Below are 24,418 nucleotides of genomic sequence, written 5' to 3'. Positions count from 1 at the left end.
CAGACCTTATGTACGTCCGGAAGCCGAGCGCGACCCGCTCGGGCGCACCAGAGAGTGGATCCACCGTGAGCAAGGACGCCGTGAACACGGCAGCAGCCGCATCCCCCAGTGACGCGGCGCAGATGCCCGCGGACGCGGGCGACGCCGGCTACAGCAAGGACCTCAAGGCCCGCCACGTCAACATGATCGCCATCGGAGGCGCGATCGGCACCGGGCTCTTCCTGGGCGCGGGCGGCCGCCTCCACAACGCCGGCCCGGCGCTGGCGATCGCCTACCTGGTCTGCGGCGTCTTCGCCTTCTTCGTGGTCCGGGCCCTCGGTGAACTCGTGCTCTACCGCCCGTCCTCGGGTTCCTTCGTGTCGTACGCGCGCGAGTTCCTCGGTGAGAAGGGCGCCTACGTAGCCGGCTGGATGTACTTCCTCAACTGGTCGACCACCGGCATCGCCGACATCACCGCGATCGCGCTCTACACGCACTACTGGAGCCTGTTCACGGACATTCCGCAGTGGGTGCTCGCGCTGGTCGCCCTCGCGGTCGTCCTGGCGGTGAACCTGATCTCGGTGAAGATCTTCGGCGAGATGGAGTTCTGGTTCTCGATCATCAAGGTCGCCACGCTCGTCGGCTTCATGCTCATCGGCATCTTCCTGCTCGTCACGCAGCAGAAGGTCGGCGGTGGCACGCCGGGCCTCGGCGTCATCACCGACAACGGCGGCGTCTTCCCGCACGGCGTGATGCCAGTCGTCCTGGTCATGCAGGGCGTGATCTTCGCGTACGCCGCGCTGGAGCTGGTCGGTGTCGCCGCGGGCGAGACCGCCGAGCCGGAGAAGGTCGTCCCGCGCGCGGTGAACTCGATCATGTGGCGGGTGGGCCTCTTCTACGTCGGCTCGGTCGTCCTGCTGGCCCTGCTGCTGCCCGGTTCGGTCTACTCGGCCGACCAGAGCCCCTTCGTCACGGTGCTGTCGAAGATCGGTGTCCCGGCCGCGGGCGACGTGATGAACCTGGTGGTCCTCACGGCCGCGATGTCCTCCCTCAACTCCGGCCTGTACTCCACGGGCCGCATCCTGCGCTCCATGGCGATGGCCGGCTCCGCGCCGAAGTTCACCGCCCGCATGAACCGCAGCCAGGTGCCCTACGGCGGCATCCTGCTGACCTGTGGGGTGTGTGTGCTCGGCGTCGGCCTGAACTTCCTCGTGCCGGCCCAGGCCTTCGAGATCGTGCTGAACGTCGCCTCCCTCGGCATCATCAGCACCTGGGTGATCATCATGGTCTGCCATCTGGTCTTCGTCCGCCGTGCCAGGGACGGCCAGGTCACCCGCCCGTCCTTCCGCCTCCCCTTCAGCCCGGTCACGGAGATCACCACGATCGTCTTCCTGCTGGCCTGCCTCGGCATGATGTGGAACGACCCCGCGGTCGGCCGCAAGACCCTCCTGCTGATCCCGCTGATCGCGGTCATGCTCGTCGCGGGCTGGTTCGGCATCCGCCGCCGGGTGTCCCGGACGGCGGACCAGGAGCTTTCGCAGCTGACGAAGTAGCGGACGGGCCCCTGTCCGGAGCCGGGGCAGGGGCTTTGTCCCGCACGGGGAGCGAGACCCGGGCACGAACCCGCCCCGCTCACCCCTGGCTGTCGAAGGCGCGCACCAGGCAGTCGACGAGGTGCTGCGCGATGGTGCCGTCCGGGTCCAGGCGGGGGTTGAAGATCGCGACGGTGAGGCCCACCGCCCCGCCGCCGGCCAGCGCCGTGCGCACGACGGTCTCCAGCTCCTGCCAGGTCAGGCCGTCCGGCTGCCGGTAGTCGACGGCGGGCATGACCGTGTCGTCCAGGACGTCCACGTCGAGATGGACCCAGTACCCGGCGCCCGAGCCGTCACCGGTCAGCAGCCGGACGGCACGCCGGGCCGCCTCGGCCGCTCCCAGGGCGCGCACGGTGTGCAGCTCCATCGCGTGCAGCGCGGACGGCAGCGGCTGCATCCCGTACGACGCGGACTCCTCCGCGTCCCGGAACCCCAGGGCGACGACGTCCACGTCCCGCACGAGCGGGCCCCGGCCCTCCAGGTCGGCCAGCACGCGCGGGCCACGCCCGGTGGCCAGGGCCAGCTCCATGGAGGCCACCTCACCGGCCGGCTCCGCCGATGGCTGGTAGAAGTCGCTGTGCCCGTCGAGGAAGAGCAGGCCGTGCCGGTCGCGCCGGCGCAGGGCCAGCAGCGCGCCGAGCAGCACGCTGCAGTCCCCGCCGAGCACCACGGGGAACCGGCCCCCGTCGAGGACGCCACCCACCGCGTCGGCCAGCGTGCCGGAGTACGCGGCGATGCCGCCCGGGTTGAGGAGCCCCGTCTCCGGGTCCCGCTCCGGCTCGTACGGCGGCGGTCCGACCCGGCCCGCGCGCACCGCCCCGAGCCCTTCGGCCAGCCCGGCCCCGAGGAGCGCCGCCGGCAGCTCCTCGACACCGGTGGGGCGCAGCCCGAGCACGGACGGTGCCTCGACGATCGCCACGTTCCGCACGTCCGGCTCCTCGTTCAGCCCGGCAACGCCGCCGGGCGGACGCGCCCGGTGCGTGGGCTCAACCGTAGACCCCGGGGCGGCAGGACGCGTGGTGCCTGGCTGCCCCGGGGGCGACCCGGCGCAGCGGGGCGTCGCCGCGCCGCGCCGGGTTTGTTCCGCCCGAGCGGCGTGCTGTCGGCTGCCGAGTGGCCCGTTCGGACGGTCGCCGCTCCGCGCGGACCGGCCTGCCGGGAGCGGACCGGCCTGCCCGGAGCGGACCGCTTGCCCGGAGCGGACCGCCCTTTGTCCGGAGCGGACCGGCCCTGCTCCCCCCCCCGGAGCGGACCGCCCCCCCCCCGGAGCGGACCGCCCCGTCGGGAGCGGACCGCCCTGCCCGGAGCGGGCCGCCCTGTCCGAAGCGGACCGCTCTGCCCGGAGCGGACCGGCCTTGTCCGGAGCGGGCCGCCCTGTCCGAAGCGGACCGCTCTGCCCGGAGCGGACCGGCCTCGCTTCCTCCCGGAGCGGACCGCCCTGATCGGAGCGGACCGGCCTTGCCCGGAGCGGACCGGCCCTGCCCTCCCCGGAGCGGATCCCGCCCTGCCCGGCCCCCGAACCCGCCTGGCACGGTCACCCCATGTACCTCAACCCTCGGCGAAGCCCGAGGCCCCTCAGCGGCGCTCTGCCCCGTGCCCGTGCCCGTGCTCCCCGTGCCAGTGCACCCCGTTCGTCGCAGCGATCCGCTTCCACGACCTGGGCTGGGAAACGCCCTTCGCTCCCTTCGCCCCCTTGGCCACCGCCGCGGCCCGAGCCGCCGGCACCCCCGGCTTCGACGGCTGGAACAGCCACGTGTCGAACAGCGCGGCCAGCGGCTTGCCCGACACCTCCTCCGCGTACCGCTGGAAGTCCGCCACCGACGCGTTGCCGTGGGCGTACTTCGTCGGCCAGCCCTTGAGGACCGTGAAGAAGGCCTCGTCGCCGATCTTGTTGCGCAGTGCCTGGACGGCCAGTGCGCCACGGTCGTAGACCGCGATGTCGAACTGGTTCTCCGGGCCCGGATCCCCGGGCTTCACCGTCCAGAACGGGTCGTCGGCCGGATGGGAGGCGTACACGTAGTCGGCGAGTTCCTGCGCCGTGCCCTCGCCCTCGTGTTCGGACCACAGCCACTGCGCGTACCGCGCGAAGCCCTCGTTGATCCAGATGTCCTTCCAGCGCTTGAGCGACACCTCGTCGCCGTACCACTGGTGGGCCAGCTCATGGACGACGACGGACACGTTGGACCCGTTCGCGAACTGCCGAGGGCTGTAGAACGGCCGGGTCTGCGTCTCCAGGGCGTACCCGGTACGGGTGTTCGGCACGTACCCGCCGAGCGCGTTGTACGGGTACGGCCCGAAGTACCCGGCGAGCCAGTCCGCGATCTCCCCGGTCCGTTCGAGGCTCGCCCGCGCCGCTCCGGCATGGGCGCCGAGATCCTTGCTGTAGGCGTTGAGGACCGGTATGCCGCCCTCGGTCGTGCCGGTCGTGATGTCGAACTTCCCGACCGCGAGCGTGGCGAGGTACGTGGCCTGCGGCTTGTCGGACCGCCAGTTCCAGCGGGTCCAGCCGAGTTTCGAACTCGTCGACTGGAGCGTGCCGTTGGAGATGGCCTGGGTGCCGTCCGGGACCAGCACGGACACGTCGTAGGTCGCCTTGTCGAGCGGGTGGTCGTTGCTCGGGAACCACCAGGCGGCAGCCTCGGGCTCGTTCGCCGCGACACCCCCGTCCGGGGTGCGGTGCCAGCTCGTGAAGCCGTGGGCCTGCTTCGACGACGGCACTCCGCGGTAGCGCACGACGACCGTGACGGGCGCGCCCTTCGTCAGCGGGGTCTTCGGCGTGATCTCCAGCTCCTGCTCGCCCGAGGTCCGGAACGAGGCCTTCACTCCGTTGACGCGCACCTCGCCGACGTCCAGCAGGAAGTCCAGGTTGAAGCTCGACAGGTCCTGCGTGGCGCGGGCGACGAGGGTCGCCGTGCCCTCCAGTTCGTCCGAGGCCGGCTGGTACTTCAGCCGGAGGTCGTAGTGGGAGACGTCGTAGCCGCCGTTGCCGTGATCCGGGTAGTAGGGGTCGCCGATGCCCGGCGCGCCGGGGGAGTGGGGCGCGGCCGATGCCGGGATCGCCAGCAGGAGAACGGTCGCTGCCAGGGCTCCCGGCGCGATGATTCTGCGGTGCACGCAAGGCTCCAAGTCGTAGGGTGCCGAGGTCTGTCAGGGGTCTGTCTCTGTCAGTGGTCTGTCCGGGGTCTGTCCGGGGTCTGTCCGGAGCCTATTGACTCCCTGTGCCCCTGATCATGTCCATGGCCCCCGCTGTCACACGATCGCCATTCGGCCGACATGAGACACCCGCCCCGAAGGCCCCCCGGGACACGCCGGTCCGTCAGCTGCCCTCTTCTGCACGGGAGTTCACCGATGTACCGTCCGGCGCATGCCGAAACGCACGCGCTTCACGACCTGGAGACCGCTCGCGACGGCGGCCACGGCCGCCCTCTTGGCCACCCTGATCACCCCGGCCGCCGTACAGGCCGCACCGGCCGCACCGGCCGCACCGGCCGTCCCGAGCGGCAGCGAACCCGTCTACTCCTACGAGAACGCCGTCCGCGAGGCCGTCTGGGTGGACACCGGGCTCGACGGCGACCGGGACGGAAAGACCGACCGGGTCGCCGTCGACATCGTCCGCCCCCGGGAAGCCGCCCGACAGGGCCGCAGGGTCCCCGTCATCATGGACGCCAGCCCGTACTACTCCTGCTGCGGGCGCGGCAACGAGAGCCAGAAGAAGACGTACGACGCGCAGGGCCGTGTCGCACAGATGCCGCTGTACTACGACAACTACTTCGTCCCGCGCGGCTACGCCTTCGTCGGCGTCGACCTGGCCGGAACCAATCGCTCCGACGGCTGCGTCGACGTCGGCGGCCGCTCCGACGTCCAGTCCGCCAAGGCCGTCGTCGACTGGCTGAACGGCCGCGCCAAGGCCTACACGAGCCGCACGGGCGCCACCCGCGCCCAGGCCGGCTGGACCAACGGCCGCACCGGCATGATCGGCAAGAGCTGGGACGGCACCATCGCCAACGGCGTGGCCGCCACCGGTGTCAGGGGCCTGAAGACCATCGTCCCCATCAGCGCCATCTCCTCCTGGTACGACTACTACTTCCAGCAGGGCGCCCCCCTCTACGACTCCGGCCCCGCGTGGCTGTCGGACTACGTCAACAGCCCCGACGCCCGTGCCAAGTGCGCAGCCGTCCAGCAGAAGCTCACCGACGGCGCCCCGCGCACCGGCGACCGGACCCCGCTGTGGACCGAGCGCGACTACGTCAAGGCCGCGCGCAAGGTCAAGGCCAGCGTCTTCCTCGTCCACGGCATGCAGGACCTCAACGTCCGCATGAAGCACGTAGGCCCGTGGTGGGACGCCCTCGCGAAGAACGGCGTCGAGCGCAAGATCTGGCTGTCCCAGACCGGGCACGTCGACCCCTTCGACTTCCGGCGCGGCGCCTGGGTCAAGACGCTGCACCGCTGGTTCGACCACGAACTCATGGGCATCGACAACGGCATCGACCGTGAGCCCATGGCCGACATCGAACGCGCGCCCGACCGGTGGGACACCTCCCGCGTCTGGCCGCCGAGCGGCACCCGGGCCGCCACCCTGCGCCCCGGCCTCGGAGCCCAGGCCGGCGTCGGAACCCTCGGCCTTCAGCGCGGCCGCGGCACCGAGAGCTTCACCGACGACCCGAAGCTGAGCGAGACCGACTGGGCCGCCCGGATCGACCGGCCGACACCGGAGAAGGCCGGGTTCGTCACCGGACCGCTCACCCGTGACCTGCGCCTGTCCGGCTCCTCCGAGGTCACCGTGACCGCGACGCCCTCCACCCCGACGGCCCACCTCTCCGCCGTCCTCGTGGACATCGGCCCCGCCACCATCCGCGACTACGCCGACGCCGGCGAAGGCATCACCACCCTCGCCGACCGCACCTGCTGGGGCGCCGCCACCACCGGCGACAGCCCGTGCTTCAAGGAGACGAAGGCGAAGACCGCCGACGTCGACTACACCGTCGTCAGCCGCGGCTGGGCCGACCTCGGCAACCACGCCTCCGACCACAAGGGCTCCCCGCTCACCCCGGGCAAGCGGTACACGATCACCGTCGACCTGGCGGCCACCGACCACGTCGTCCCGAAGGGCCACCGCCTGGCGCTGATCGTCGCGGGCACGGACAAGGACCTCATCGACCCTCCGGCCGACAAGCCGAAGCTCACGCTCGACCTCTCCCGTACCTCGGCGCGCGTCCCGTTCGCCGGCGGAGCCACCGCCTTCGCCCGCGCCACCGCGGGGACCTCGTTCGCCGCCCCCGACGCCACGCTCCTGGACGGCGTCCGGGAGCCGCGCACCACGCACCGCGTCCCGGGGGAGACCCGGTGACCCGCGCCGGCGCCCTCGTCCTGACCGCAGCCGCTCTCACGGCCTCCCTGATCGCCGCACCGGCTCAGGCGGCCCCGGACTCCCCGCCGCGCACCGGCTTCGAACAGTCGAACGGTGCCCGCTGGACCACGCTGCCCGAGGAGCAGGACTTCCTCAAGGCGGTCGACCGCTCCAGCGGCCGTGTCTCCCTGACCCGTTTCGGCTCGACGAAGCAGGACCGCCCGCTCCAGCTGGTGCGCATCGGCACCCGCCCGAGCCAGAGCAAGGTGCTGCTCGTGTGCAGCCAGCACGGCGACGAACCCTCCGGCCGCGAGGCCTGCCTGACCACCGTCCGTGACCTCGCCCTCGCCCGGGACAGCCGCACCCGGCGCTTCCTGGACCGCACGACGGTCCTGGTCGTGCCCACCGCCAACCCGGACGGCCGGGCCCTGAACACCCGGGGCAACGGCGACGGTGTCGACATCAATCGCGACCACCTCGCCCTGAAGACCGCCGAGGGGCGCGCCCTGGCCGCCCTCATCCGCGACCAGCGCCCCGACGTCGTCTACGACCTGCACGAGTACGGCGCCACCCCGCCCTACTACGACAAGGACCTCTTCGACCTGTGGCCGCGCAACCTCAACACCCACGAGGCCGTCCACGACGAGGCGAGGACCCTGTCGGGGGCGTACGTCCGGCCCGCCGCCCGGCTGGCCGGCCACTCGACCGGCACCTACGGCATCTGGACCGACCCGGAGACCGGTGAGCCGGTCAGACAGGTCGCCGGTGACGGACAGGAGCGCATTCTGCGCAACATGTCCGGTGTGAAGCACTCCGTGGGGCTGCTCATCGAGAGCCGTGTGGACCCGCTCACCGACGCGGAGAAGGCGGACGAGGCGCTGAACAACCGCCGCCGGGTCACCTCCCAGCTCGACGCCCTGGAGGGCCTGTTCGACTACGCCGACCAGCGCCGCGGCAGGATCGAGACGGCGACGACCGGGGCCCGGCTCGCCGGTTACACCGACACCGGGCCGGTCTACGTCGGCGGCGCCAACAACGACCCGCCCGAACCGGTCGAAACCATCCAGAACCCACCCTGCGGCTACCGGCTCACCGCCGCCCAGTACGCCGAGGTGGGCGACGAACTGTCCCTGCACGGCGTGCGCGTGCGCAAAGACCGGCAAGGCGTGCTCGTTCCCCTGCGCCAGCCCATGCGGGCGCTGGTGCCGCTGCTGCTCGACGACCGGGCCGAGTACCACCTGACCGGAGGTTCATCCGAAAACGCATGTTGAGAGGGGTGAAATTCCGCCACACGTGGTAGCAGCGTTACGGAGGACCTGGGTTCTCCCCTGCTTTCCCACATGAAAGGTGCCGCCTGTGACGCAAGAACGACCAAGCGAGAAGGACTCCCCAAGCGGAGCCGCGCTGCCGGGGTCGGAAGCGGGCCTGCCCGGACAGGACCGGCCGCAGACCGACCGCATCGTCTTCGGCGTCACGGCGGTGCTCACCCTCGCCTTCGTGGTCTGGGGCGCCGCGGCGACCGACTCGCTGGAAGACGTCTCCACCAGCATGCTCAGCGGCCTGATGCACAACGGCGGCTGGGCGTTCATGCTCGCCGCCTCCGGCTTCGTGGTCTTCGCCCTCTGGCTCGCGATCAGCCGCTACGGCCGTATCCACCTCGGCGCGGAGGGTGAGGAACCCGAGTTCCGCACGGTGTCCTGGGTCGCGATGATGTTCAGCGCGGGCATGGGCATCGGCTTGATGTTCTACGGCGTGAGCGAGCCGCTGTCCCACTACGGCACGCCCCCGCCGGGATCCGATCCGGCCGACTCCGGCGATCGCATGGAGACGGCCATGGCCACCACCCTGTTCCACTGGACGCTCCACCCCTGGGCGATCTACGCGGTGGTGGGCCTCGCCATCGCCTACAGCACCTTCCGCAGGCGGCGCCGCCAGACCATCAGCGCCGTCTTCACCCCGCTGATCGGCAAGAAGAACGCCAACGGCGGCATCGGCCGGGCCATCGACATCCTCGCGATCATCGCGACCGTCTTCGGCTCCGCCGCATCCCTGGGGCTCGGCGCGCTCCAGATCGGCTCCGGTGTGCAGGAGCTGAAGTGGATGGACAAGGTGAGCACCGGGCTGCTCGTCACGATCATCGCGGTGCTGACCCTGGCCTTCGTCGCGTCCGCGATCTCCGGTGTGGAGAAGGGCATCCAGTGGCTGTCCAACACCAACATGGTGCTGGCGCTGGTGCTCGCCCTGTTCGTGTTCGTGGCGGGCCCCACCATCATCGTCCTCGACCTGCTGCCCACCTCCGTCTTCGCCTACCTCGGCGACCTGCCCCAGCTGGCCGGCCGGACCGAGGCGAGCGGCGGCGAGGGCGTCGCCGCCTGGCTGGGCAGCTGGACCGTCTTCTACTGGGCGTGGTGGATCTCCTGGACGCCGTTCGTCGGCATGTTCATCGCCCGCATCAGCCGCGGCCGCACGATCCGCCAGTTCGTCGGCGGCGTCATCCTCGTGCCCAGCACGGTCAGCCTGATCTGGTTCGCGATCTTCGGCGGCTCGGCGATGAAGATGCAGGAGGAGGGGCAGCTCGCCAAGGAGGCGACTCCGGAGGGCCAGCTCTTCGGCGTGCTCCAGCAGTTCCCCATCGCCACCGCCACGAGCCTGCTCGTGATGATCCTCGTCGGCATCTTCTTCGTCTCCGGCGCCGACGCGGCCTCGATCGTCATGGGCACCCTGTCGCAGAAGGGCGCCCTCGAACCCGGCCGCTTCGTGGTGGTGTTCTGGGGCGTGGTCACCGGCGCGGTGGCCGCGATCATGCTGCTCGTCGGCAGCGGGCAGGGCGACGCCCTGACCGGACTCCAGAACCTCACGATCCTCGCGGCGGCCCCGTTCGTCATCGTGATGATCTTCATGTGTGTCGCCCTGATGCGCGACCTTCGCCGTGACCCGGTGATCGTGCGTGAGCAGATGGGCTCCGAGGCCGTCGAGATGGCCGTCATGGAGGGACACAAGAAGTACGACGGCGAGTTCGAGTTCCGCGTCGGCCCGGGCCGCGGCCCGGACGTGGAGGGCGACCCGATCGGCAAGCACTGATCCCGAAAGGCAGCGGGCGGTCCGGGTCCCACGACCCGGGCCGCCCTTGCCGTTCCCCTGGGGTCGCGCTCAGCCGGCCACCAGCCGGGCCGCCTCCTCCGCGCACCCCCAGGCCACGGTGACGCCCCCACCGCCGTGGCCGTAGTTGTGCACCAGGAGCCGCCCGTCCGGCAGGGTGTCCCGCTCCAGCCGGACCGCCGGCCGGGTGGGCCGCAGACCGACCCGGTGCTCCAGGACGCGGGCCCCGGCGATCTCCGGCCTGAGCGCCGCACAGCGGCGGACGATCGCCTCGGCCGTCGCGGGGTCGGGTTCCAGCGACCACGCGTCGTCCTCGGAGGTGCCGCCGAGCACGAGCCCGCCCGGCTGCGGGAACAGGTACGCGTGCTCCCCGGCCGCGTCGCTCGAGACCATCCAGGTGTCGATCCCCGGGTTCTCCACGACGACCAGCTGCCCCCGTACCGGCCGCACGGAGGGGTCCGGCACGAGCTCCCGCGCGGCGAGTCCCGTGCAGTTGACCACGACGTCCGCGTCCACCTCCGCGAACCCGGACACCGCGTGCGTCTCGACCACACCCCCCGCCGCGACGAACCGCTCCCGCAGCCATCGCAGATGGACCGGCATGTCGATCAGCGGCAGCCGCACCCACAGCCCCGTGCCCGCGTATTCGCCGGCCGTGGCCGCCCGCAGCCCCGGCACCCGCCCCGCCAGCCATGCGTCGGCCTCGTCGAGGCGGGTCTCGCCCTGTACCCCTTCGACCATGCGTACGCCGGCAGGCTCGCCCCGCGCGGCCAGCTCCTCGTACACCTCCAGCGACCGCAGCGCCCACCTCCGCGCCGTCGCGACCGGCTCGATCCGGTACGGCCACCACAACGCGCCCGCAACGGCGGAGGTGGTCGCCTCGACGGGATCCCGCGTCCAGATCCGCACCCGCCGCCCGCGCTCGGCGAGGGCCAGGGCCGTCGTCAGCCCGACCACCCCGCCACCGACCACCACGATCTCGCCACTCGACTCACTTGCCATGCCCGGACCGTAGCGGAATGTGTCATGCCGTGCTCACATCACGCGCAGTGTGGGGATACTCACAGCATGTGTGCCGAGTACGCGACCTTCGGCCTGGCTCCCGCGATGCGGGCCGGGGGAGTCCTCAACGACGGTGGTTACCAGGTCCACCGGGATTTCGTGGACTTCATCGTCGACGGACGCCCGCTGCTGTTCCAGCTCTCCGACCTCGACGCGGTCTCCCCGCTCGCCTCCGACGTCCCTCCCGCGATCTTCACCGCGCAGGTCCGCAGCCTGCTCCTGGAGAGCGAGGCCCCGTTGCCCGGCGGCCGTTACGTCGTCTACGGCTGTCCCGAGTGCGAGGACCTGGCCTGCGGAGCCGTCACCGCGGTCATCCGACGCGACGGCGAGGACTTCATCTGGCGGGACTTCGCCTGGCAGACCGACCAGCACGCCGATCTGGAGCTCAACGGCTACCACGGCATCGGCCCGTTCCGGTTCCGCGGCGCCGAGTACCGCACGGCGCTGGGCTCCCTGCTGGACGGCTCCGCGCCCGACCCCAAGCGCCGCGTGCTGCTGATCGGCGCCCGCGTCGCCGTTCTCGCCAAACTCGCCGCGGCCCTGCGCACCATCGGTGTCGGCGCCGACATCGCCCATGACGCCGACGGCGTACCCCCGGACGAACTCCGCGGCTACGGCGCCGTCGCCTTCGGCCACGCGGCCGGCGAGCGGGAACGGGCCGCCGTCCGCCGTGCGTTCGAGCGCGCCGGGGTCCCGGTCGCCCACGTCGACGGCCTCGCCCCGATCGTCCCGCTCCTCGTCGCCCAGATCGAACACGCCCTGGACCGCAGCCCGGCCGACCGCCGCCGTCTCACCGGCCTCACCGTCGCCGACGGCGGTGCGGACGTCGAGGTCACCTCCGCCTGCCGCGTCACCCTCACCGCCTACCGCCTCGACCGGCTCTCCCGTACCCACACCCACGCGGTCTTCGACGGCGTCCTCGAAGCGGGCCGCCACCGCGTCGCCCTAGGTGCGAAAACGGTCCGGGGGCGGTCGTTCGTCGTGGCCCGCACCGCCGGGACCGTCCTGGTGGCGGCCGTGAACCACTGAGCGGCCCGGCCGTTAGGATCGGCGCTCTGATGACTGCCACCCTCGTCGCCAAGAACCTCGCCGCCGGCCACGGCGACCGCTCCCTGTTCACCGGACTCGACCTGGTCGTCGCGCCCGGCGACGTGATCGGCCTGGTCGGAGCCAACGGCGCGGGCAAATCCACCCTGCTCAGGATGCTCGCCGGGCTCACCGCACCCGAGCAGGGCGAACTGCGCCTGTCTCCGCCGGCCGCCACCGTCGGCCACCTCCCGCAGGAGCCGGACCGCCGGCCCGGCGAGACCGTCCGGGCGTTCCTGGCCCGCCGCACAGGCGTCGCCGAGGCGCAGCGCACCATGGACGAGGCGACCCAGGCCCTGGTCGACGGGGCGCCCGGCGCCGACGACGCCTACGCCACCAGCCTGGAGCGCTGGCTCGGTCTCGGCGGCGCCGACCTCGACGAACGCGCCGAGGAGGTCGCCGACACCCTCGGCCTCAAGGTCGGCCTGGACCAGCCGATGACGTCCCTGTCCGGCGGCCAGGCGGCCCGCGCCGGTCTCGCTTCCCTGCTGCTGTCCCGCTACGACGTCTTCCTCCTCGACGAGCCGACCAACGACCTCGACCTGGACGGCCTGGAGCGCCTCGAACGTTTCGTGAGCGGCCTGCGCGCCGGCACGGTGGTCGTCAGTCACGACCGCGAGTTCCTCACCCGCACCGTCACCAAGGTGCTCGAACTCGACCTCGCCCAGCGGCAGATCAACCTCTTCGGCGGTGGTTACGAGGCCTACCTGGAGGAGCGGGAGGTCGCCCGCCGGCACGCCCGCGACGAGTTCGAGGAGTACGCCGACAAGAAGAACGCCCTCCAGGACCGCGCGCAGATGCAGCGCTCCTGGATGGACAAGGGCGTGAAGAACGCGCGCCGCAAGGCGGGCAACGACAACGACAAGATCGGCCGCAAGTTCCGCAGCGAGGCCAGCGAGAAGCAGGCCGCGAAGGCCCGCCAGACCCAGCGCATGATCGAGCGCCTGGAGGTCGTCGAAGAGCCCCGCAAGGAGTGGGAGCTGCGCATGGAGATCGCGTCGGCCCCGCGCTCGGGCGCCGTCGTCGCGACCCTGCGGGACGCCGAGGTGCGCCGCGGCGGTTTCGTCCTCGGCCCCGTCTCCCTACAGGTCGACTGGGCGGACCGGGTGGCGGTGACGGGCGCGAACGGCGCCGGCAAGTCCACGCTGCTCGCCGCCCTCCTCGGCCGCGTCCCGCTGGACGCCGGGCACGCCGCGCTCGGTTCGGGCGTCCTGCTCGGCGAGGTCGACCAGGCCCGCAAGCTGTTCCACGGCGAGGAGTCACTGCTCGACGCCTTCCGCGCGGCCGTCCCGGACACCGAACCGGTCGAGATCCGCACCCTCCTGGCCAAGTTCGGCCTCAAGTCGGACCACGTCCTGCGCCCCGCGGCGAGCCTCTCCCCGGGCGAGCGCACCCGCGCCGCCCTGGCGCTGCTCCAGGGCCGGGGCGTCAACCTGCTGGTCCTCGACGAGCCGACCAACCACCTCGACCTGCCCGCCATCGAGCAACTGGAGTCCGCCCTCGACGCCTACGAGGGCACCCTCCTGCTGGTCACCCACGACCGGCGCATGCTGGACGCCGTACACGTCACCCGCCGCCTGGAGGTGGCGGACGGCAAGGTGACCGAGCGCTAACGGGCCGTCAGGCGCGTGGCCAGCTGCGGGTAGTCGACGACGTACCCCTCCTCGTCGAACTCCAGGTCGCTGTGGAAGTCGCCGGAGGAGTAGCGGACCCGCCCGGGCCCGAGATGCGTGTAGGTCTGCCGCGACGGCCGCACCACCAGGTCCGGCACCGACACCCACGCCATCAGGAACTCCCGTTCGCCGGGCGCCTGGTGGAGCCCGTGCCGCAGCACCGGCATGGTGTTGGTGAGCGGGCACAGCCCGAGGTCGCAGTCGAGCGCACCGGCGACATCGGACAGCGGCTCGCCGTTCGCGGTCCATCGGCCCTGGCCGTCGTGGAGCAGATCGAGCGTGCGGGTCCCTGCCTCGGCTTCCGCCGTGACGGTCAACCGCCTGGTCACGAATCCTTCGGCGGTCTCCACCTCGTACGAGATCCAGTACGGCTCCGGAACGGTACCGACGGCCCGCCCGCGCGCCCGCAGCACGGCTTCTGCGAGCTGGACCCAGGCGGTCTCCAACCCCTGGCTCCCGGACACTTCCCAGGTGATGGCACGCATCCAGTAACCCTAGAACGGAAAGGGCGCGAAGCGCCTCTTTCCCAGGGGCGCGGGGAGCTGCGCGACCAGCCACAACGGCCCCGCAGCTCCCACGGCCCCCACGGCGGAGCCGTCAGCGCTTGCCGCCCTTGGGATCCGCCAGCCCGGCGCGGCGCAGCGCATCGGCCATCGCGCTGTTGGCAGGCGGCGGCGCCTGACGCGAACCGCCACCACCGCCGCGGCCACCACCACGCCCGCCCTGCCGCTGCTGCGGCGGACGCCCACCTCGCTGCCGGCGCTCACCGCCACCGCCCTGCTGCCCCTGCTGGGCCGCCTCGTCCTCCAGCCGCAGCGTCAGCGAGATCCGCTTGCGCGGAATGTCGATGTCGAGCACCTTCACCTTGACGATGTCGCCGGGCTTCACGACGTCCCGCGGGTCCTTCACGAACGTCTTCGACATGGCGGAGACATGCACCAGGCCGTCCTGGTGCACACCGATGTCCACGAACGCCCCGAACGCCGCGACGTTCGTCACGACGCCCTCCAGGACCATCCCGGACGACAGGTCGGAGATCTTCTCCACGCCCTCCTTGAAGGAGGCCGTCTTGAAGGCCGGGCGCGGGTCGCGGCCGGGCTTCTCCAGCTCCTTCAGGATGTCCGTGACCGTCGGCAGACCGAACGTCTCGTCCACGAAGTCCTGCGGCTTCAGCGAGCGCAGCACTCCCGTGTTGCCCACGAGCGAGGCGACCTCCTGCCCGGTGCTCTTCACCATGCGCCTCACCACCGGGTACGCCTCGGGGTGCACGCTCGACGCGTCCAGCGGGTCGTCGCCGCGGATCCGCAGGAAGCCCGCGCACTGCTCGTACGCCTTCGGGCCGAGCCGCGCCACCTTCTTCAGCTCGCCCCGGGCCTTGAACGGCCCGTTCTGGTCCCGGTGCGCCACGATGTTCTCGGCGAGCCCGGAGGTGATGCCGGAGACCCGGGCGAGCAGGGGGGCCGACGCCGTGTTGACGTCCACGCCCACGCCGTTCACACAGTCCTCCACCACCGCGTCGAGCGAACGCGACAGCTTCACCTCGGACAGGTCGTGCTGGTACTGGCCGACGCCGATGGACTTCGGGTCGATCTTCACCAGCTCGGCCAGCGGGTCCTGGAGCCGGCGGGCGATCGACACGGCGCCGCGCAGCGACACGTCCATGTCGGGGAGCTCCTGCGAGGCGAAGGCGGACGCCGAGTACACGGACGCGCCGGCCTCGGACACCATCACCTTCGTGAGCTTCAGCTCAGGGTGCTTGGTGATCAGCTCCCCGGCGAGCTTGTCGGTCTCGCGGGACGCCGTGCCGTTGCCGATGGCGACCAGCTCGACCGCGTGCTCCTTCGCGAGCCGGGCCAGCTTGGCGATGGCCTCGTCCCAGCGGTTGGCCGGGACGTGCGGGTGGATGACGTCCGTGGCGACGACCTTGCCGGTGGCGTCGACGACGGCGACCTTCACACCCGTACGGAAACCGGGGTCCAGGCCCAGCGTCGCGCGCGTGCCCGCCGGGGCGGCGAGCAGCAGGTCGCGCAGGTTGGCCGCGAACACCCGCACCGCCTCGTCCTCGGCGGCCGTGCGCAGCCGCAGCCTGAGGTCGATGCCGAGGTGGACGAGGATGCGGGTGCGCCACGCCCAGCGGACGGTGTCCTTCAGCCACTTGTCGCCGGGGCGGCCCCGGTCGGCGATCCCGAACTTGTGGGCGACGATCCCCTCGTACGAGGAGGGCCCGTCCGTCTGCTCCTCGGGTTCCAGGACGAGGTCGAGAACCTCCTCCTTCTCCCCGCGCAGCATCGCCAGGACGCGGTGCGAGGGGAGCTCGGTGAAGGGCTCGGCGAAGTCGAAGTAGTCGGCGAACTTCGCGCCCGCCTCCTCCTTGCCGTCCCGTACCTTGGCGGCCAGCCGCCCGCGCACCCACATGCGCTCGCGCAGTTCACCGATCAGGTCGGCGTCCTCCGAGAAGCGCTCGGTGAGGATCGCCCGGGCGCCGTCGAGGGCGGCCTGCGGATCGGCCACGCCCTTGTCCGCGTCGACGAACGCGGCGGCCGCGGCGAGGGGCTCGACACCCGGGTCGCCGAGCAGGCCCTCCGCCAGCGGTTCGAGGCCGGCCTCACGGGCGATCTGCGCCTTGGTGCGCCGCTTGGGCTTGTACGGCAGGTAGATGTCCTCCAGGCGTGCCTTCGTCTCGGCGCCCCGGATGCTCGCCTCCAGTTCGTCGGTGAGCTTGCCCTGCTCGCGCACCGATTCCAGGATGGCCGTCCGCCGCTCCTCCAGCTCCCGCAGATAGCGCAGCCGCTCCTCGACGGTGCGCAGCTGCGCGTCGTCGAGCATCTCGGTCGCTTCTTTGCGGTAGCGGGCGATGAAGGGCACCGTGGAACCGCCGTCGAGCAGTTCCACGGCGGCCCTGACCTGCCGCTCCCGTACGCCGAGCTCCTCGGCGATCCTGCCTTCGATGGACACTGTGCTGATGGACCCGATGGACCCGGGTGTCGTCACGATCCCGTACCGCCTTCTCCGCTGAGGTTGCGCGGCAATTGTGGCAGGTGACACGGACACCCGGGGATCAGGGCGGCACCCGGCAGGTCGGGATTCCGGTCAGGCCCTGCGGCTGCGGGTGGAGGACGAGGCCCCACCGAAGAGCCGGGCAAGTGCCCGGAAGGGCAGCGTGACGACGGTGGCGATGGCCCCGCCGATCTGGCGCAGCACGTCTGCGATAGCACGGAACACGGAAATCCCCTTTCTCACTCCCGGCCGCGCCGGCCGGTGGAGAGCGGGTACCTCACCAGCGCGTCACTATGCGTCACCCTTTCCGATCAGGTCCGCGGGGAACGCCCCGGCCACGAGTGCGGCGTGCGCGAACACCCCGCCCAGCTCGGTCAGCCGGGCCACGCCCTCCGGGCCGAGGTGCTCGTACGGGGCGCGGTCCAAGCGGTCCGTCTCCTCCTCGATGTCCCGCCGCAGCGCGACGCCCCGGTCGGTGAGCTCGCCGGACGCCGTCAGCAGCCCCCGCCCGCGCAGCCGTTCCACCGCCGCCTCCCACTCCTGCCGGCTCCATCCCCGGGTGGCGCACACCCACTTCGGGTGCATGCCCTTGCCCGTCGCCGTGTGGGTCACCATCGCCTCCAGCCCGTCCAGCCCCGCGGACATCAGGGCGGCCAGGTGCCCGTCGCCCCGGTGCTCGCGCAGCAGGGTCGCCGCGTGCCAGTAGGCGAGGTGCGGCTCCTCGGGGACGGGCAGATCGGCGTGGGCGGCGTACAGCGGGCGGGCCTCGCGCGAGCAGGCCTCGGCGGCGCGCAGCGCGAGCCGTCCGGCCTCGGTCATCTCCGCAGATGCCACGGCCTCCTCGCCGAGCAGACGGCGCAGCGTCGCGTCGACCGCACGCGCGCGTGCCGCCAGGACCTGCCCGGGCGCGGCGGTCTCCCACACCGCCGGCACGTGCCGGGCCACGAGCTCGTACTTGTAGTTGTAGAAGGCCGCCGTGACGGCCCCGGCCCCGACGGGTCCGAGGGCGGCGGCCCGCACGGCGAAGTTCACGGCACGCGGGTCGGTGACCCCGACGGCGCCCAGCTCCCGCCCGAGGTCGGGCGAGAAGTAGTGGGTCGCGTGCAGGGAGTTGAGCATGTTGTGGCAGCGTCGGCCGGCGCGCGGCTCCAGGGCGGCAGTCGTCATGCCCGGCAGGTTACCAACCGCTTGGTATGTCCTCCATGCCCCGGCGCCCCGTGGCAGGAAAGGTGGGGTACTCGTCCTTGCCGCCTTACTGGGCTCCCGCCAAGAATCGACACCATGGTCCAGCGCACGGTTCTCGCCGTCCTCTTCGACGGCCTTCAGAGTCTCGACGTCACCGGGCCCGTGGAGGTCTTCGCGGGCGCGGAGCTGCTCGCCCCGGGCGCGTACGAGATCCGCACGGCGTCCCTGGACGGCGCGCCCGTGCGGACCACCAGCGGCCTGACCCTCGTCCCCGACGGGTCCCTGACCACCGCGGCTGACCCGGACATCCTCCTCGTCCCCGGCGGAACGGGCAGCCTGCGGCCCGACCCGCGTCTGGTGGCCTGGGTGCGTGAGCGGGGCCCGCGTGCCGGCCGCCTGGTCTCCGTGTGCACCGGCGCGGCCGTGCTGGCAGCGGCGGGCCTGCTGGACGGCCGCCGCGCCACGACCCACTGGGCCTACTGCGACCGGCTCGCCCGCGAGCACCCGGCCGTCGAGATCGACCCCGACCCCGTCTTCGTGCGCGACGGGCACATCACCACCTCGGCCGGTGTCACCGCCGGCATCGACCTCGCCCTCGCCCTGGTCGAGGAGGACCTGGGCCGGGACGCCGCCCTGACCATCGCCCGCCACCTGGTGGTGTTCCTGCGCCGCCCCGGCAACCAGGCCCAGTTCAGCGCCCAGCTCGCCGCCCAGACCGCACAGCGCGAGCCCCTTCGGGACGTCCAGCGCTGGATCTCCGACCACCCGGACGCGGACCTCTGCGTCGACACCCTCGCCGCCCGCGCCCGCCTCTCGCCCCGTCACTTCGCCCGCGCCTTCCGCGCCGAGACCGGCATGACACCGGGCCGCTACGTGGACCGCGTCCGCCTCGAACACGCCCGGCGCCTGCTGGAGGACACCGCCGACGGCATCGAGGAGATCGCCCGCACCAGCGGCTACGGCACGCCCGAGTCCATGCGCCGTGCCTTCGTCAGAACCCTGGGGACGCCCCCGGCCGAGTACCGCCGCCGCTTCCGCCCCGCCACCACAGCCTGAACGCATCGACACCAGCCGACCGAAGGGACCCCGTGCAGATCGCCATCGTCCTCTACGACCGCTTCACCGCCCTCGACGCCGTCGGACCCTACGAGACGCTCGGCCGGGTGCCCGGCGCGGAGACCGTCTTCGTCGCCGAGCAGGCCGGCCCCGTGCGGAACGACTCCGGAAACCTCGCGCTCACCGCCGACCGGGCCCTGGCCGACGTACCCCGCCCCGACATCATCGTGGTCCCCGGCGGCCCGGGCCCCCTCCCGCTGGCCGCCGACGGCCCCCTGCTCACCTGGCTGCGCACGGCCGACGTGACCAGCACCTGGACGACGTCCGTGTGCACCGGCTCCCTGCTGCTCGCCGCCGCCGGACTCCTCAAGGGACGCCGGGCGACGTCCCACTGGCTGGCCCTGGAGGAGCTGGAGCGCCACGGCGCCGAGCCGACGGGCGAACGGGTCGTCACCGACGGCAAGTACGTCACCGCCGCCGGCGTCTCCTCCGGCATCGACATGGGCCTGACGCTCCTCGGCCGGATCGCCGGAGACGACCACGCCCGGCTCGTCCAGCTCGCCACCGAGTACGACCCGCAGCCGCCCTACGACGCCGGGTCACCCGAGAAGGCCCCCGCGCACCTCGTCGAGCTGCTCCGGTCGGACCTCGACCTCACCCTGACGTAGGCACGCTCCAGCCGAACCGCGGCTGCCGGCGCTCCAGGAACGCGGCGACACCCTCGGCGGTGTCGCCGCTCGCGCGGGCCTGCCCGGCCCAGTGCTCGTCCCGGTCCGTACGCCCGTCCGCGAACTCCTTGGCCGCCGCCTGGGTCAGCTGCGAACGCGCCACCAGGACCCGGGTGAACTCGGCGACCCGCTCGCCGAGTTCGCCCTCGGGCAGCACCTCGTCGACGAGCCCGCTGCGCAGCGCACGCTCCGCCGCGATCAGCTCACCGGAGAACAGCAGGTACTTGGCGGTGGCCGGCCCCACCAGGGACACCAGCCGCCGGGTCGAGGAGGCCGGGTAGACGATGCCGAGCTTGGCCGGCGTCACCCCGAACAGCGCCCCCTGCTCGGCGAACCGCAGATCACAGGCCGCCGCCAGCTGCGACCCGCCGCCCACGCAGTGGCCCCGGATCGCGGCCAGGGTCGGCTTCGGGAACGCGGCCAGCGCCTCCTCGGCCCGCACGGCCAGCCCCTGCGCCTGCTCGGGCGAGCCCCGCAGCGTCGAGATGTCGGCCCCGGCGCAGAACGTGCCGCCCTCACCGGTGAGCACCAGCGCCCGTACATCCGGTTTCCCCGCGAGCTCCTCCAGCAGGACGGGAAGGGAGCGCCACATCGCGGCCGTCATGGCGTTGCGCTTCTCGGGATGGCGTATGACGACCGTCGCGACCGAATCGGTCACGCGGTGCTCCAGCTGCGGCTCCATGCGCCGGATGCTATCCGGATGCCAAACCCGTACAACCCGAATAGTTCGCCGAGACGGCACAACAGGGACAGGACCAGTCCCACAACTGACCGTGTCATACGCCAACGGTCAGAAGCGCTCGATAGTTGCTGACTTCTGTTCAGTCCCGGGGTCCGAGGCGCATCGTTACCAACACTCGGGGTGTGGCGACAATCGAGCGCGAGGGTGGCGACCGGACGATGGACGACGACGGGCGTGGGTTCGGTCCGCGCCCAGAGGGCGGCGCGGCGCCCCTCGGTCCAGGGCCCGCGGATCCGCTGCCGTACGAAGGGGTCTGGCGGTTCACCGCACCGGCGGTCGACGCCTCCGTCCCGCAGGCGCGGCACGCCGTACGGGACCTGCTGCTGCGTCAGGGCGTACCGGTACCCGACGACCTGGCCCAGGGACTGCTGCTGATCGTCTCGGAGCTGGTGACCAACGCCGTCAAGCACGCGGCGGTGCTGTCACCGACGATCGCCGTCGAGCTGGCCGTGGGTGCCGAGTGGCTCCGGGTGTCCGTGGAGGACAACCACCCGTACCGCCCCACGGCCCTGGAGGCCGACCACGGCCGGACCGGGGGCCGCGGACTGCTCCTGGTGCGCGAGGTCACCCGGGAGGCGGGCGGCGTGTGCGAGGTCGAGTACACCGCGAGCGGCGGCAAGGTGATCTGGGCCGCCCTGCCGCTCAAACCCGCGCGCTTCGCCTGAGGCCCCGTCCCGCCGGGGCCCGGGTCACCAGCCGGCCGACGGGCCCGTCAGCTCCCTGATCGCCGGCCGGGCCGCGTCCAGGACGGTCATGAACCAGGACGAGAAGGTGTCCTTGGCGTGCCGCTCCGCAAGCTCCGGCGGGGTCACGAACACCGTCGACGCCACCTCCTCGGCGTCCGGCCGCACCACGGCCTGCACCATGCCGACGAAGAGGTGGTTGTACTCCTGCTCCACCAGACCGGACTCCGGGTCCGGGTGGTTGTAGCGGACCGTGCCCGCCTCGGCCAGCAGGGACGGGGAGGCGCCGAGCTCCTCGAAGGTGCGCCGCGCCGCCGCCGCGAAGGGCGCCTCACCGGGGTAGGGGTGGCCGCAGCAGGTGTTGGACCACACGCCGGGGGAGTGGTACTTGCCCAGCGCGCGCTGCTGGAGCAGCAGCCGGCCGTACTCGTCGAAGAGGAACACCGAGAACGCGCGGTGCAGCTGTCCGGGCGGCTGGTGGGCGGCGAGCTTCTCCGCGGTGCCGATCGTCACGCCGTCCTCGTCGACCAGTTCCAGCAAAATCGCGTCTGCGGCGCCGTTCGACGGGTTGTGCGTCGCGGTGGCAGGTGTGATCGGCATACCCATCCTTCACATCGGTCTTCGCGCCCCAAGTCTGCCGTACGAATCCGGCACTCCCGGCACTTCGCAGCCCGCCCGCATGTCCCGCGCGGCGGCGCGGACCGCGGCCGGCACCGGTCCGGGGCCGGGAAAGGGACCCGGTAGATGATCGTGCCCGGCCGGGCAGGCGGAAAATCGTCCATGCCGGAGCTGTGGGGCTCAGGACGCGGACGCACGGCGGAAGGTTGCGTTACCCGGCGCACGGGCAGCGGAATGCGCCCTACCTGCCTCACACTCCGCGTGAGCCGCCGCCTCAGTGGCAGAGCCGGGCCTCGTGCTCGGCGTGCCCGCTCGGTTCCAGCTGGAACGTGCAGTGCTCCACGTCGAAGTGGTCACCGAGGCAGCCCTGGAGCTCGTGCAGCATCTTCTCGTGGCCTATCGCGTTCAGGGCCTCCGGGCTGACGACCACGTGCGCCGACAGCACCGGCATGCCCGAGGTGATCGTCCAGGCGTGCAGGTCGTGGACGTCCTCCACACCGTCCGTCGCGAGTATGTGCGAGCGCACCTCCGCCATGTCGACGCCCTTGGGGGCCGTCTCCAGCAGCACGGAGAGCGTCTCGCGCAGCAGCTTCCACGTCCGGGGCGCGATCATCAGCGCGATGACGAGCGAGGCGATCGGGTCGGCCGCCTGCCAGCCCGTGAGCATGATCACCACGGACGAGACGATCACCGTCACCGAACCGAGGGCGTCGGCCGCGACCTCCAGGAACGCGCCGCGTACGTTCAGGCTCTCCTTCTGGCCGCGCATCAGCAGCGCCAGCGACACCAGGTTCGCGACGAGGCCGATCGCACCGAACAGCAGGGCCAGCCTGCCTTCGGTCTCCGCGGGGGTGATGAAGCGCTGGACCGACTCGTACACGACGTAGCCGCCGGCCCCGAGCAGCAGCAGGCAGTTGGCCAGTGCGGCGAGGATCTCGGCGCGGGCGTAGCCGAAGGTGGCCTGGTCGCTGGGCGGCCGGTTCGCGAAGTGGATCGCGAGCAGCGCCATGCCCAGGCCCAGGGCGTCCGTCGCCATGTGCGCGGAGTCCGCTACGAGCGCGAGCGAGTCGGCGAGGGCGCCGCCGACGATCTGCACGACCACGATGCCGAGCGTGATCGCCAGCGCGGTGCGCAGCCTGCCGCGGTACGCCGAGGTCGCCGTACCGCCGGCCGCCGCGCCGTGCGCGTGCCCGTGATCGTGCCCAGCCCCCATGAGAAGTCAGCTCCCTGTGTCCGTTCGATCGTGCTCGGGGGGCCCAGTGAACTACGGGGAGGGGGTATGTGCAAAGCGGCACTGAACACCGTTGTCATGTGCCCTGACCTGCGGAAACGATATGCAGGTCAGGGCACCCTCAGCGGGTCAGGAGCCGTGGTGGAGCAGCCAGCCACGCCAGGCCGACTCGGTCATCTCGCGCACCCCGCGCCGGGCCGTCCAGCCGAGCTCGGCGGCTGCCCGGGCGGCCGAGGCCACCGCCCGCGGGGCGTCCCCGGGGCGGCGCCCCTCGACGAGCGGCGGCCGGCGGTCGCCGGTCACCTCGCCGATGACCGTGACCAGTTCGCGGACCGAGACGCCCTCGCCCCGGCCGATGTTGACCGTCAGGTCACCCGTGCCGCCCCCGTCGGCCAGCCGCCGGGCCGCCGCCAGGTGGGCCTCGGCCAGGTCGGCGACGTGGATGTAGTCACGGATGCACGTGCCGTCCGGGGTCGGGTAGTCGTCACCGAAGATCCTGGGCGCCTCGTCGCGGGTCAGCCGGTCGAAGACCATGGGGACGATGTTGAAGACGCCCGTGTCTGCCAGTTCCGGCGCGGCCGCGCCCGCCACGTTGAAATAGCGCAGACATACGGTGGAGATCCCGTGCGCCCGCCCCGCCGCCCGCACCAGCCACTCCCCGGCGAGCTTGGTCTCGCCGTAGGGGTTCACCGGCGCACAGGGCGTGTCCTCCGTGATGAGGTCCACACCCGGGTCGCCGTAGACGGCCGCCGACGACGAGAACACGAACCGCTCGATCCCCGCTTCGGCCACCGCGTCCAGCAGGGTCACCAGGCCACCGACGTTCTCCCGGTAGTACCGCGTCGGCTGGGCGACGGACTCGGCGACCTGCTTACGCGCCGCGAGGTGCACCACACCCGTCACACCGTGCTCGGCGAAGACCCCCTTCAGCAGCTCCCCGTCCAGCGAGGAGCCCCGTACGAGCGGGACCTCGGCGGGGAGCCGCGCGGGCACCCCGGCCGACAGGTCGTCCAGCGCGAGGACACGCTCCCCGGCCTCGGCCATGGCCCTGGCCACATGTGCTCCGATATAGCCGGCACCGCCGGTGATCAGCCACGTCATGGTCGCCCACCCTATGCGGCCACGGCGGCCGCCCCCGCAATGTCCCTTGATGTCCGCTTAGGGGGCGCGGTTTGTGGGGCGGGCCCCGGATCCACGATGATGATCGCGGCAAAGGCTCGTGCGAACCACGTCGATCCATCCGCCGAACGGGCGGTGAACGTGGCCGTCCCGGCATCCGATAGCCTCTGCCGACATGCCGCCCGGGAGCACCGGAGAGGGCGCCCCCACCATGTACATCA

20 protein-coding genes are annotated in these 24,418 nt (G+C 72.1%); 9 read left to right on the top strand and 11 right to left on the bottom strand.

Annotation, left to right across the window (positions count from 1 at the left end; translation table 11 throughout):
• Window positions 1-65: 65 nt before the first annotated feature.
• Window positions 66-1,532: an amino acid permease gene (locus AB0E85_RS11000; protein ID WP_361924855.1), complete on the top strand. Its 1,467-nt coding sequence runs from the start codon at window positions 66-68 to the stop codon at window positions 1,530-1,532.
• Window positions 1,533-1,611: 79 nt separating this feature from the next.
• On the opposite strand, the gene AB0E85_RS10995 is transcribed toward AB0E85_RS11000, so the two are convergent.
• Window positions 1,612-2,499 carry an arginase family protein gene (locus AB0E85_RS10995; RefSeq protein ID WP_361924853.1) on the bottom strand — a complete coding sequence of 296 codons (888 nt, stop codon included), beginning with the start codon at window positions 2,497-2,499 and terminating at the stop codon, window positions 1,612-1,614.
• Between the two features lie 647 nt (window positions 2,500-3,146).
• Entirely contained in the window at window positions 3,147-4,685 is a 1,539-nt protein-coding gene (locus AB0E85_RS10990; RefSeq protein WP_361924851.1) for a M1 family metallopeptidase, read from the bottom strand.
• Between the two features lie 250 nt (window positions 4,686-4,935).
• On the opposite strand from AB0E85_RS10990, the gene AB0E85_RS10985 reads away from it, so the two are divergent.
• From AB0E85_RS10985 to AB0E85_RS10975, 3 genes are all read left to right on the top strand, one after another.
• Window positions 4,936-6,918, top strand: a complete 1,983-nt coding sequence (locus AB0E85_RS10985; protein ID WP_361924849.1) for a Xaa-Pro dipeptidyl-peptidase — start codon at window positions 4,936-4,938, stop codon at window positions 6,916-6,918.
• Entirely contained in the window at window positions 6,915-8,189 is a 1,275-nt protein-coding gene (locus AB0E85_RS10980; protein ID WP_361924847.1) for a M14 family metallocarboxypeptidase, read from the top strand. The genes AB0E85_RS10985 and AB0E85_RS10980 overlap by 4 nt, the downstream gene beginning before the upstream one ends.
• An 85-nt stretch (window positions 8,190-8,274) precedes the next feature.
• A complete protein-coding gene (locus tag AB0E85_RS10975; RefSeq protein ID WP_361924845.1) occupies window positions 8,275-9,999 on the top strand; it encodes a BCCT family transporter in 1,725 nt (574 codons plus the stop codon).
• A 69-nt stretch (window positions 10,000-10,068) separates the two neighbouring features.
• Here AB0E85_RS10975 and AB0E85_RS10970 read toward each other — a convergent pair whose 3' ends face one another.
• On the bottom strand, window positions 10,069-11,019 hold the full coding sequence (locus AB0E85_RS10970) for an FAD-dependent oxidoreductase (protein ID WP_361924842.1): 951 nt from the start codon (window positions 11,017-11,019) through the stop codon (window positions 10,069-10,071).
• A 66-nt stretch (window positions 11,020-11,085) separates the two neighbouring features.
• On the opposite strand from AB0E85_RS10970, the gene AB0E85_RS10965 reads away from it, so the two are divergent.
• Together AB0E85_RS10965 and AB0E85_RS10960 are read left to right on the top strand one after the other, a co-directional pair.
• On the top strand, window positions 11,086-12,108 hold the full coding sequence (locus AB0E85_RS10965) for an oxidoreductase (RefSeq protein WP_361924840.1): 1,023 nt from the start codon (window positions 11,086-11,088) through the stop codon (window positions 12,106-12,108).
• Between the two features lie 29 nt (window positions 12,109-12,137).
• Window positions 12,138-13,778: an ABC-F family ATP-binding cassette domain-containing protein gene (locus AB0E85_RS10960; RefSeq protein ID WP_361924838.1), complete on the top strand. Its 1,641-nt coding sequence runs from the start codon at window positions 12,138-12,140 to the stop codon at window positions 13,776-13,778.
• Here the strand turns inward: AB0E85_RS10960 and AB0E85_RS10955 are convergent.
• The 4 genes from AB0E85_RS10955 to AB0E85_RS10940 all read right to left on the bottom strand — a co-directional run bounded on the left by AB0E85_RS10955 (window position 13,775) and on the right by AB0E85_RS10940 (window position 18,002).
• Window positions 13,775-14,323 carry a putative glycolipid-binding domain-containing protein gene (locus AB0E85_RS10955; RefSeq protein WP_361924836.1) on the bottom strand — a complete coding sequence of 183 codons (549 nt, stop codon included), beginning with the start codon at window positions 14,321-14,323 and terminating at the stop codon, window positions 13,775-13,777. The genes AB0E85_RS10960 and AB0E85_RS10955 overlap by 4 nt on opposite strands.
• Before the next feature lie 112 nt (window positions 14,324-14,435).
• A complete protein-coding gene (locus AB0E85_RS10950) occupies window positions 14,436-16,829 on the bottom strand; it encodes a Tex family protein (protein WP_361924834.1) in 2,394 nt (797 codons plus the stop codon).
• A gap of 99 nt (window positions 16,830-16,928) precedes the next feature.
• Window positions 16,929-17,060 carry an LPFR motif small protein gene (locus AB0E85_RS10945; RefSeq protein WP_252100478.1) on the bottom strand — a complete coding sequence of 44 codons (132 nt, stop codon included), beginning with the start codon at window positions 17,058-17,060 and terminating at the stop codon, window positions 16,929-16,931.
• Between the two features lie 66 nt (window positions 17,061-17,126).
• On the bottom strand, window positions 17,127-18,002 hold the full coding sequence (locus AB0E85_RS10940; RefSeq protein ID WP_361924831.1) for a hypothetical protein: 876 nt from the start codon (window positions 18,000-18,002) through the stop codon (window positions 17,127-17,129).
• 114 nt (window positions 18,003-18,116) lie between these two features.
• Here AB0E85_RS10940 and AB0E85_RS10935 point away from each other — a divergent pair, with 114 nt between their 5' ends.
• Together AB0E85_RS10935 and AB0E85_RS10930 are read left to right on the top strand one after the other, a co-directional pair.
• On the top strand, window positions 18,117-19,076 hold the full coding sequence (locus AB0E85_RS10935; RefSeq protein WP_361924829.1) for a GlxA family transcriptional regulator: 960 nt from the start codon (window positions 18,117-18,119) through the stop codon (window positions 19,074-19,076).
• A 32-nt stretch (window positions 19,077-19,108) separates the two neighbouring features.
• Window positions 19,109-19,744 carry a DJ-1/PfpI family protein gene (locus tag AB0E85_RS10930; RefSeq protein WP_361924826.1) on the top strand — a complete coding sequence of 212 codons (636 nt, stop codon included), beginning with the start codon at window positions 19,109-19,111 and terminating at the stop codon, window positions 19,742-19,744.
• Here the strand turns inward: AB0E85_RS10930 and AB0E85_RS10925 are convergent.
• Window positions 19,731-20,486: an enoyl-CoA hydratase/isomerase family protein gene (locus AB0E85_RS10925; RefSeq protein ID WP_361924824.1), complete on the bottom strand. Its 756-nt coding sequence runs from the start codon at window positions 20,484-20,486 to the stop codon at window positions 19,731-19,733. The two genes, AB0E85_RS10930 and AB0E85_RS10925, sit on opposite strands and share 14 nt — an antisense overlap.
• A 218-nt stretch (window positions 20,487-20,704) precedes the next feature.
• Between AB0E85_RS10925 and AB0E85_RS10920 the strand changes: the two genes are divergently transcribed.
• On the top strand, window positions 20,705-21,211 hold the full coding sequence (locus AB0E85_RS10920) for an ATP-binding protein (protein ID WP_361925044.1): 507 nt from the start codon (window positions 20,705-20,707) through the stop codon (window positions 21,209-21,211).
• Between the two features lie 24 nt (window positions 21,212-21,235).
• Here AB0E85_RS10920 and idi read toward each other — a convergent pair whose 3' ends face one another.
• The 3 genes from idi to galE all read right to left on the bottom strand — a co-directional run bounded on the left by idi (window position 21,236) and on the right by galE (window position 24,179).
• Entirely contained in the window at window positions 21,236-21,829 is a 594-nt protein-coding gene (gene idi, locus AB0E85_RS10915) for an isopentenyl-diphosphate Delta-isomerase (protein ID WP_361924822.1), read from the bottom strand.
• Between the two features lie 292 nt (window positions 21,830-22,121).
• Window positions 22,122-23,060 (bottom strand): cation diffusion facilitator family transporter, encoded by a 939-nt coding sequence (locus AB0E85_RS10910; protein ID WP_361924820.1) that lies wholly within the window; start codon window positions 23,058-23,060, stop codon window positions 22,122-22,124.
• 147 nt (window positions 23,061-23,207) lie between these two features.
• Window positions 23,208-24,179, bottom strand: coding sequence for a UDP-glucose 4-epimerase GalE (gene galE / locus AB0E85_RS10905; protein ID WP_361924818.1), 972 nt, complete (start codon window positions 24,177-24,179; stop codon window positions 23,208-23,210).
• Window positions 24,180-24,418 lie beyond the last annotated feature (239 nt).

Origin of the sequence: Streptomyces sp. NPDC029044, assembly GCF_040637495.1 — a bacterium.
In the GTDB taxonomy this organism is placed as follows: domain Bacteria; phylum Actinomycetota; class Actinomycetes; order Streptomycetales; family Streptomycetaceae; genus Streptomyces.
Note: the sequence above shows the minus strand (reverse complement) of the source record. Positions and strands in the feature narration are given on the sequence as shown.

Excerpts from the sequence above, each read along its gene's own strand:
- AB0E85_RS10910 (WP_361924820.1), bottom strand. The coding sequence starts at position 23,060 with ATGGGGGCTGGGCACGATCACGGGCACGCGCACGGCGCGGCGGCCGGC.
- AB0E85_RS10925 (WP_361924824.1), bottom strand. The coding sequence starts at position 20,486 with ATGGAGCCGCAGCTGGAGCACCGCGTGACCGATTCGGTCGCGACGGTC.
- galE (WP_361924818.1), bottom strand. The coding sequence starts at position 24,179 with ATGACGTGGCTGATCACCGGCGGTGCCGGCTATATCGGAGCACATGTG.
- AB0E85_RS10985 (WP_361924849.1), top strand. The coding sequence starts at position 4,936 with ATGCCGAAACGCACGCGCTTCACGACCTGGAGACCGCTCGCGACGGCG.
- AB0E85_RS10920 (WP_361925044.1), top strand. The coding sequence starts at position 20,705 with ATGGACGACGACGGGCGTGGGTTCGGTCCGCGCCCAGAGGGCGGCGCG.
- AB0E85_RS10965 (WP_361924840.1), top strand. The coding sequence starts at position 11,086 with ATGTGTGCCGAGTACGCGACCTTCGGCCTGGCTCCCGCGATGCGGGCC.
- idi (WP_361924822.1), bottom strand. The coding sequence starts at position 21,829 with ATGCCGATCACACCTGCCACCGCGACGCACAACCCGTCGAACGGCGCC.
- AB0E85_RS10955 (WP_361924836.1), bottom strand. The coding sequence starts at position 14,323 with ATGCGTGCCATCACCTGGGAAGTGTCCGGGAGCCAGGGGTTGGAGACC.
- AB0E85_RS10935 (WP_361924829.1), top strand. The coding sequence starts at position 18,117 with ATGGTCCAGCGCACGGTTCTCGCCGTCCTCTTCGACGGCCTTCAGAGT.
- AB0E85_RS10960 (WP_361924838.1), top strand. The coding sequence starts at position 12,138 with ATGACTGCCACCCTCGTCGCCAAGAACCTCGCCGCCGGCCACGGCGAC.
- AB0E85_RS10970 (WP_361924842.1), bottom strand. The coding sequence starts at position 11,019 with ATGGCAAGTGAGTCGAGTGGCGAGATCGTGGTGGTCGGTGGCGGGGTG.
- AB0E85_RS10940 (WP_361924831.1), bottom strand. The coding sequence starts at position 18,002 with ATGACGACTGCCGCCCTGGAGCCGCGCGCCGGCCGACGCTGCCACAAC.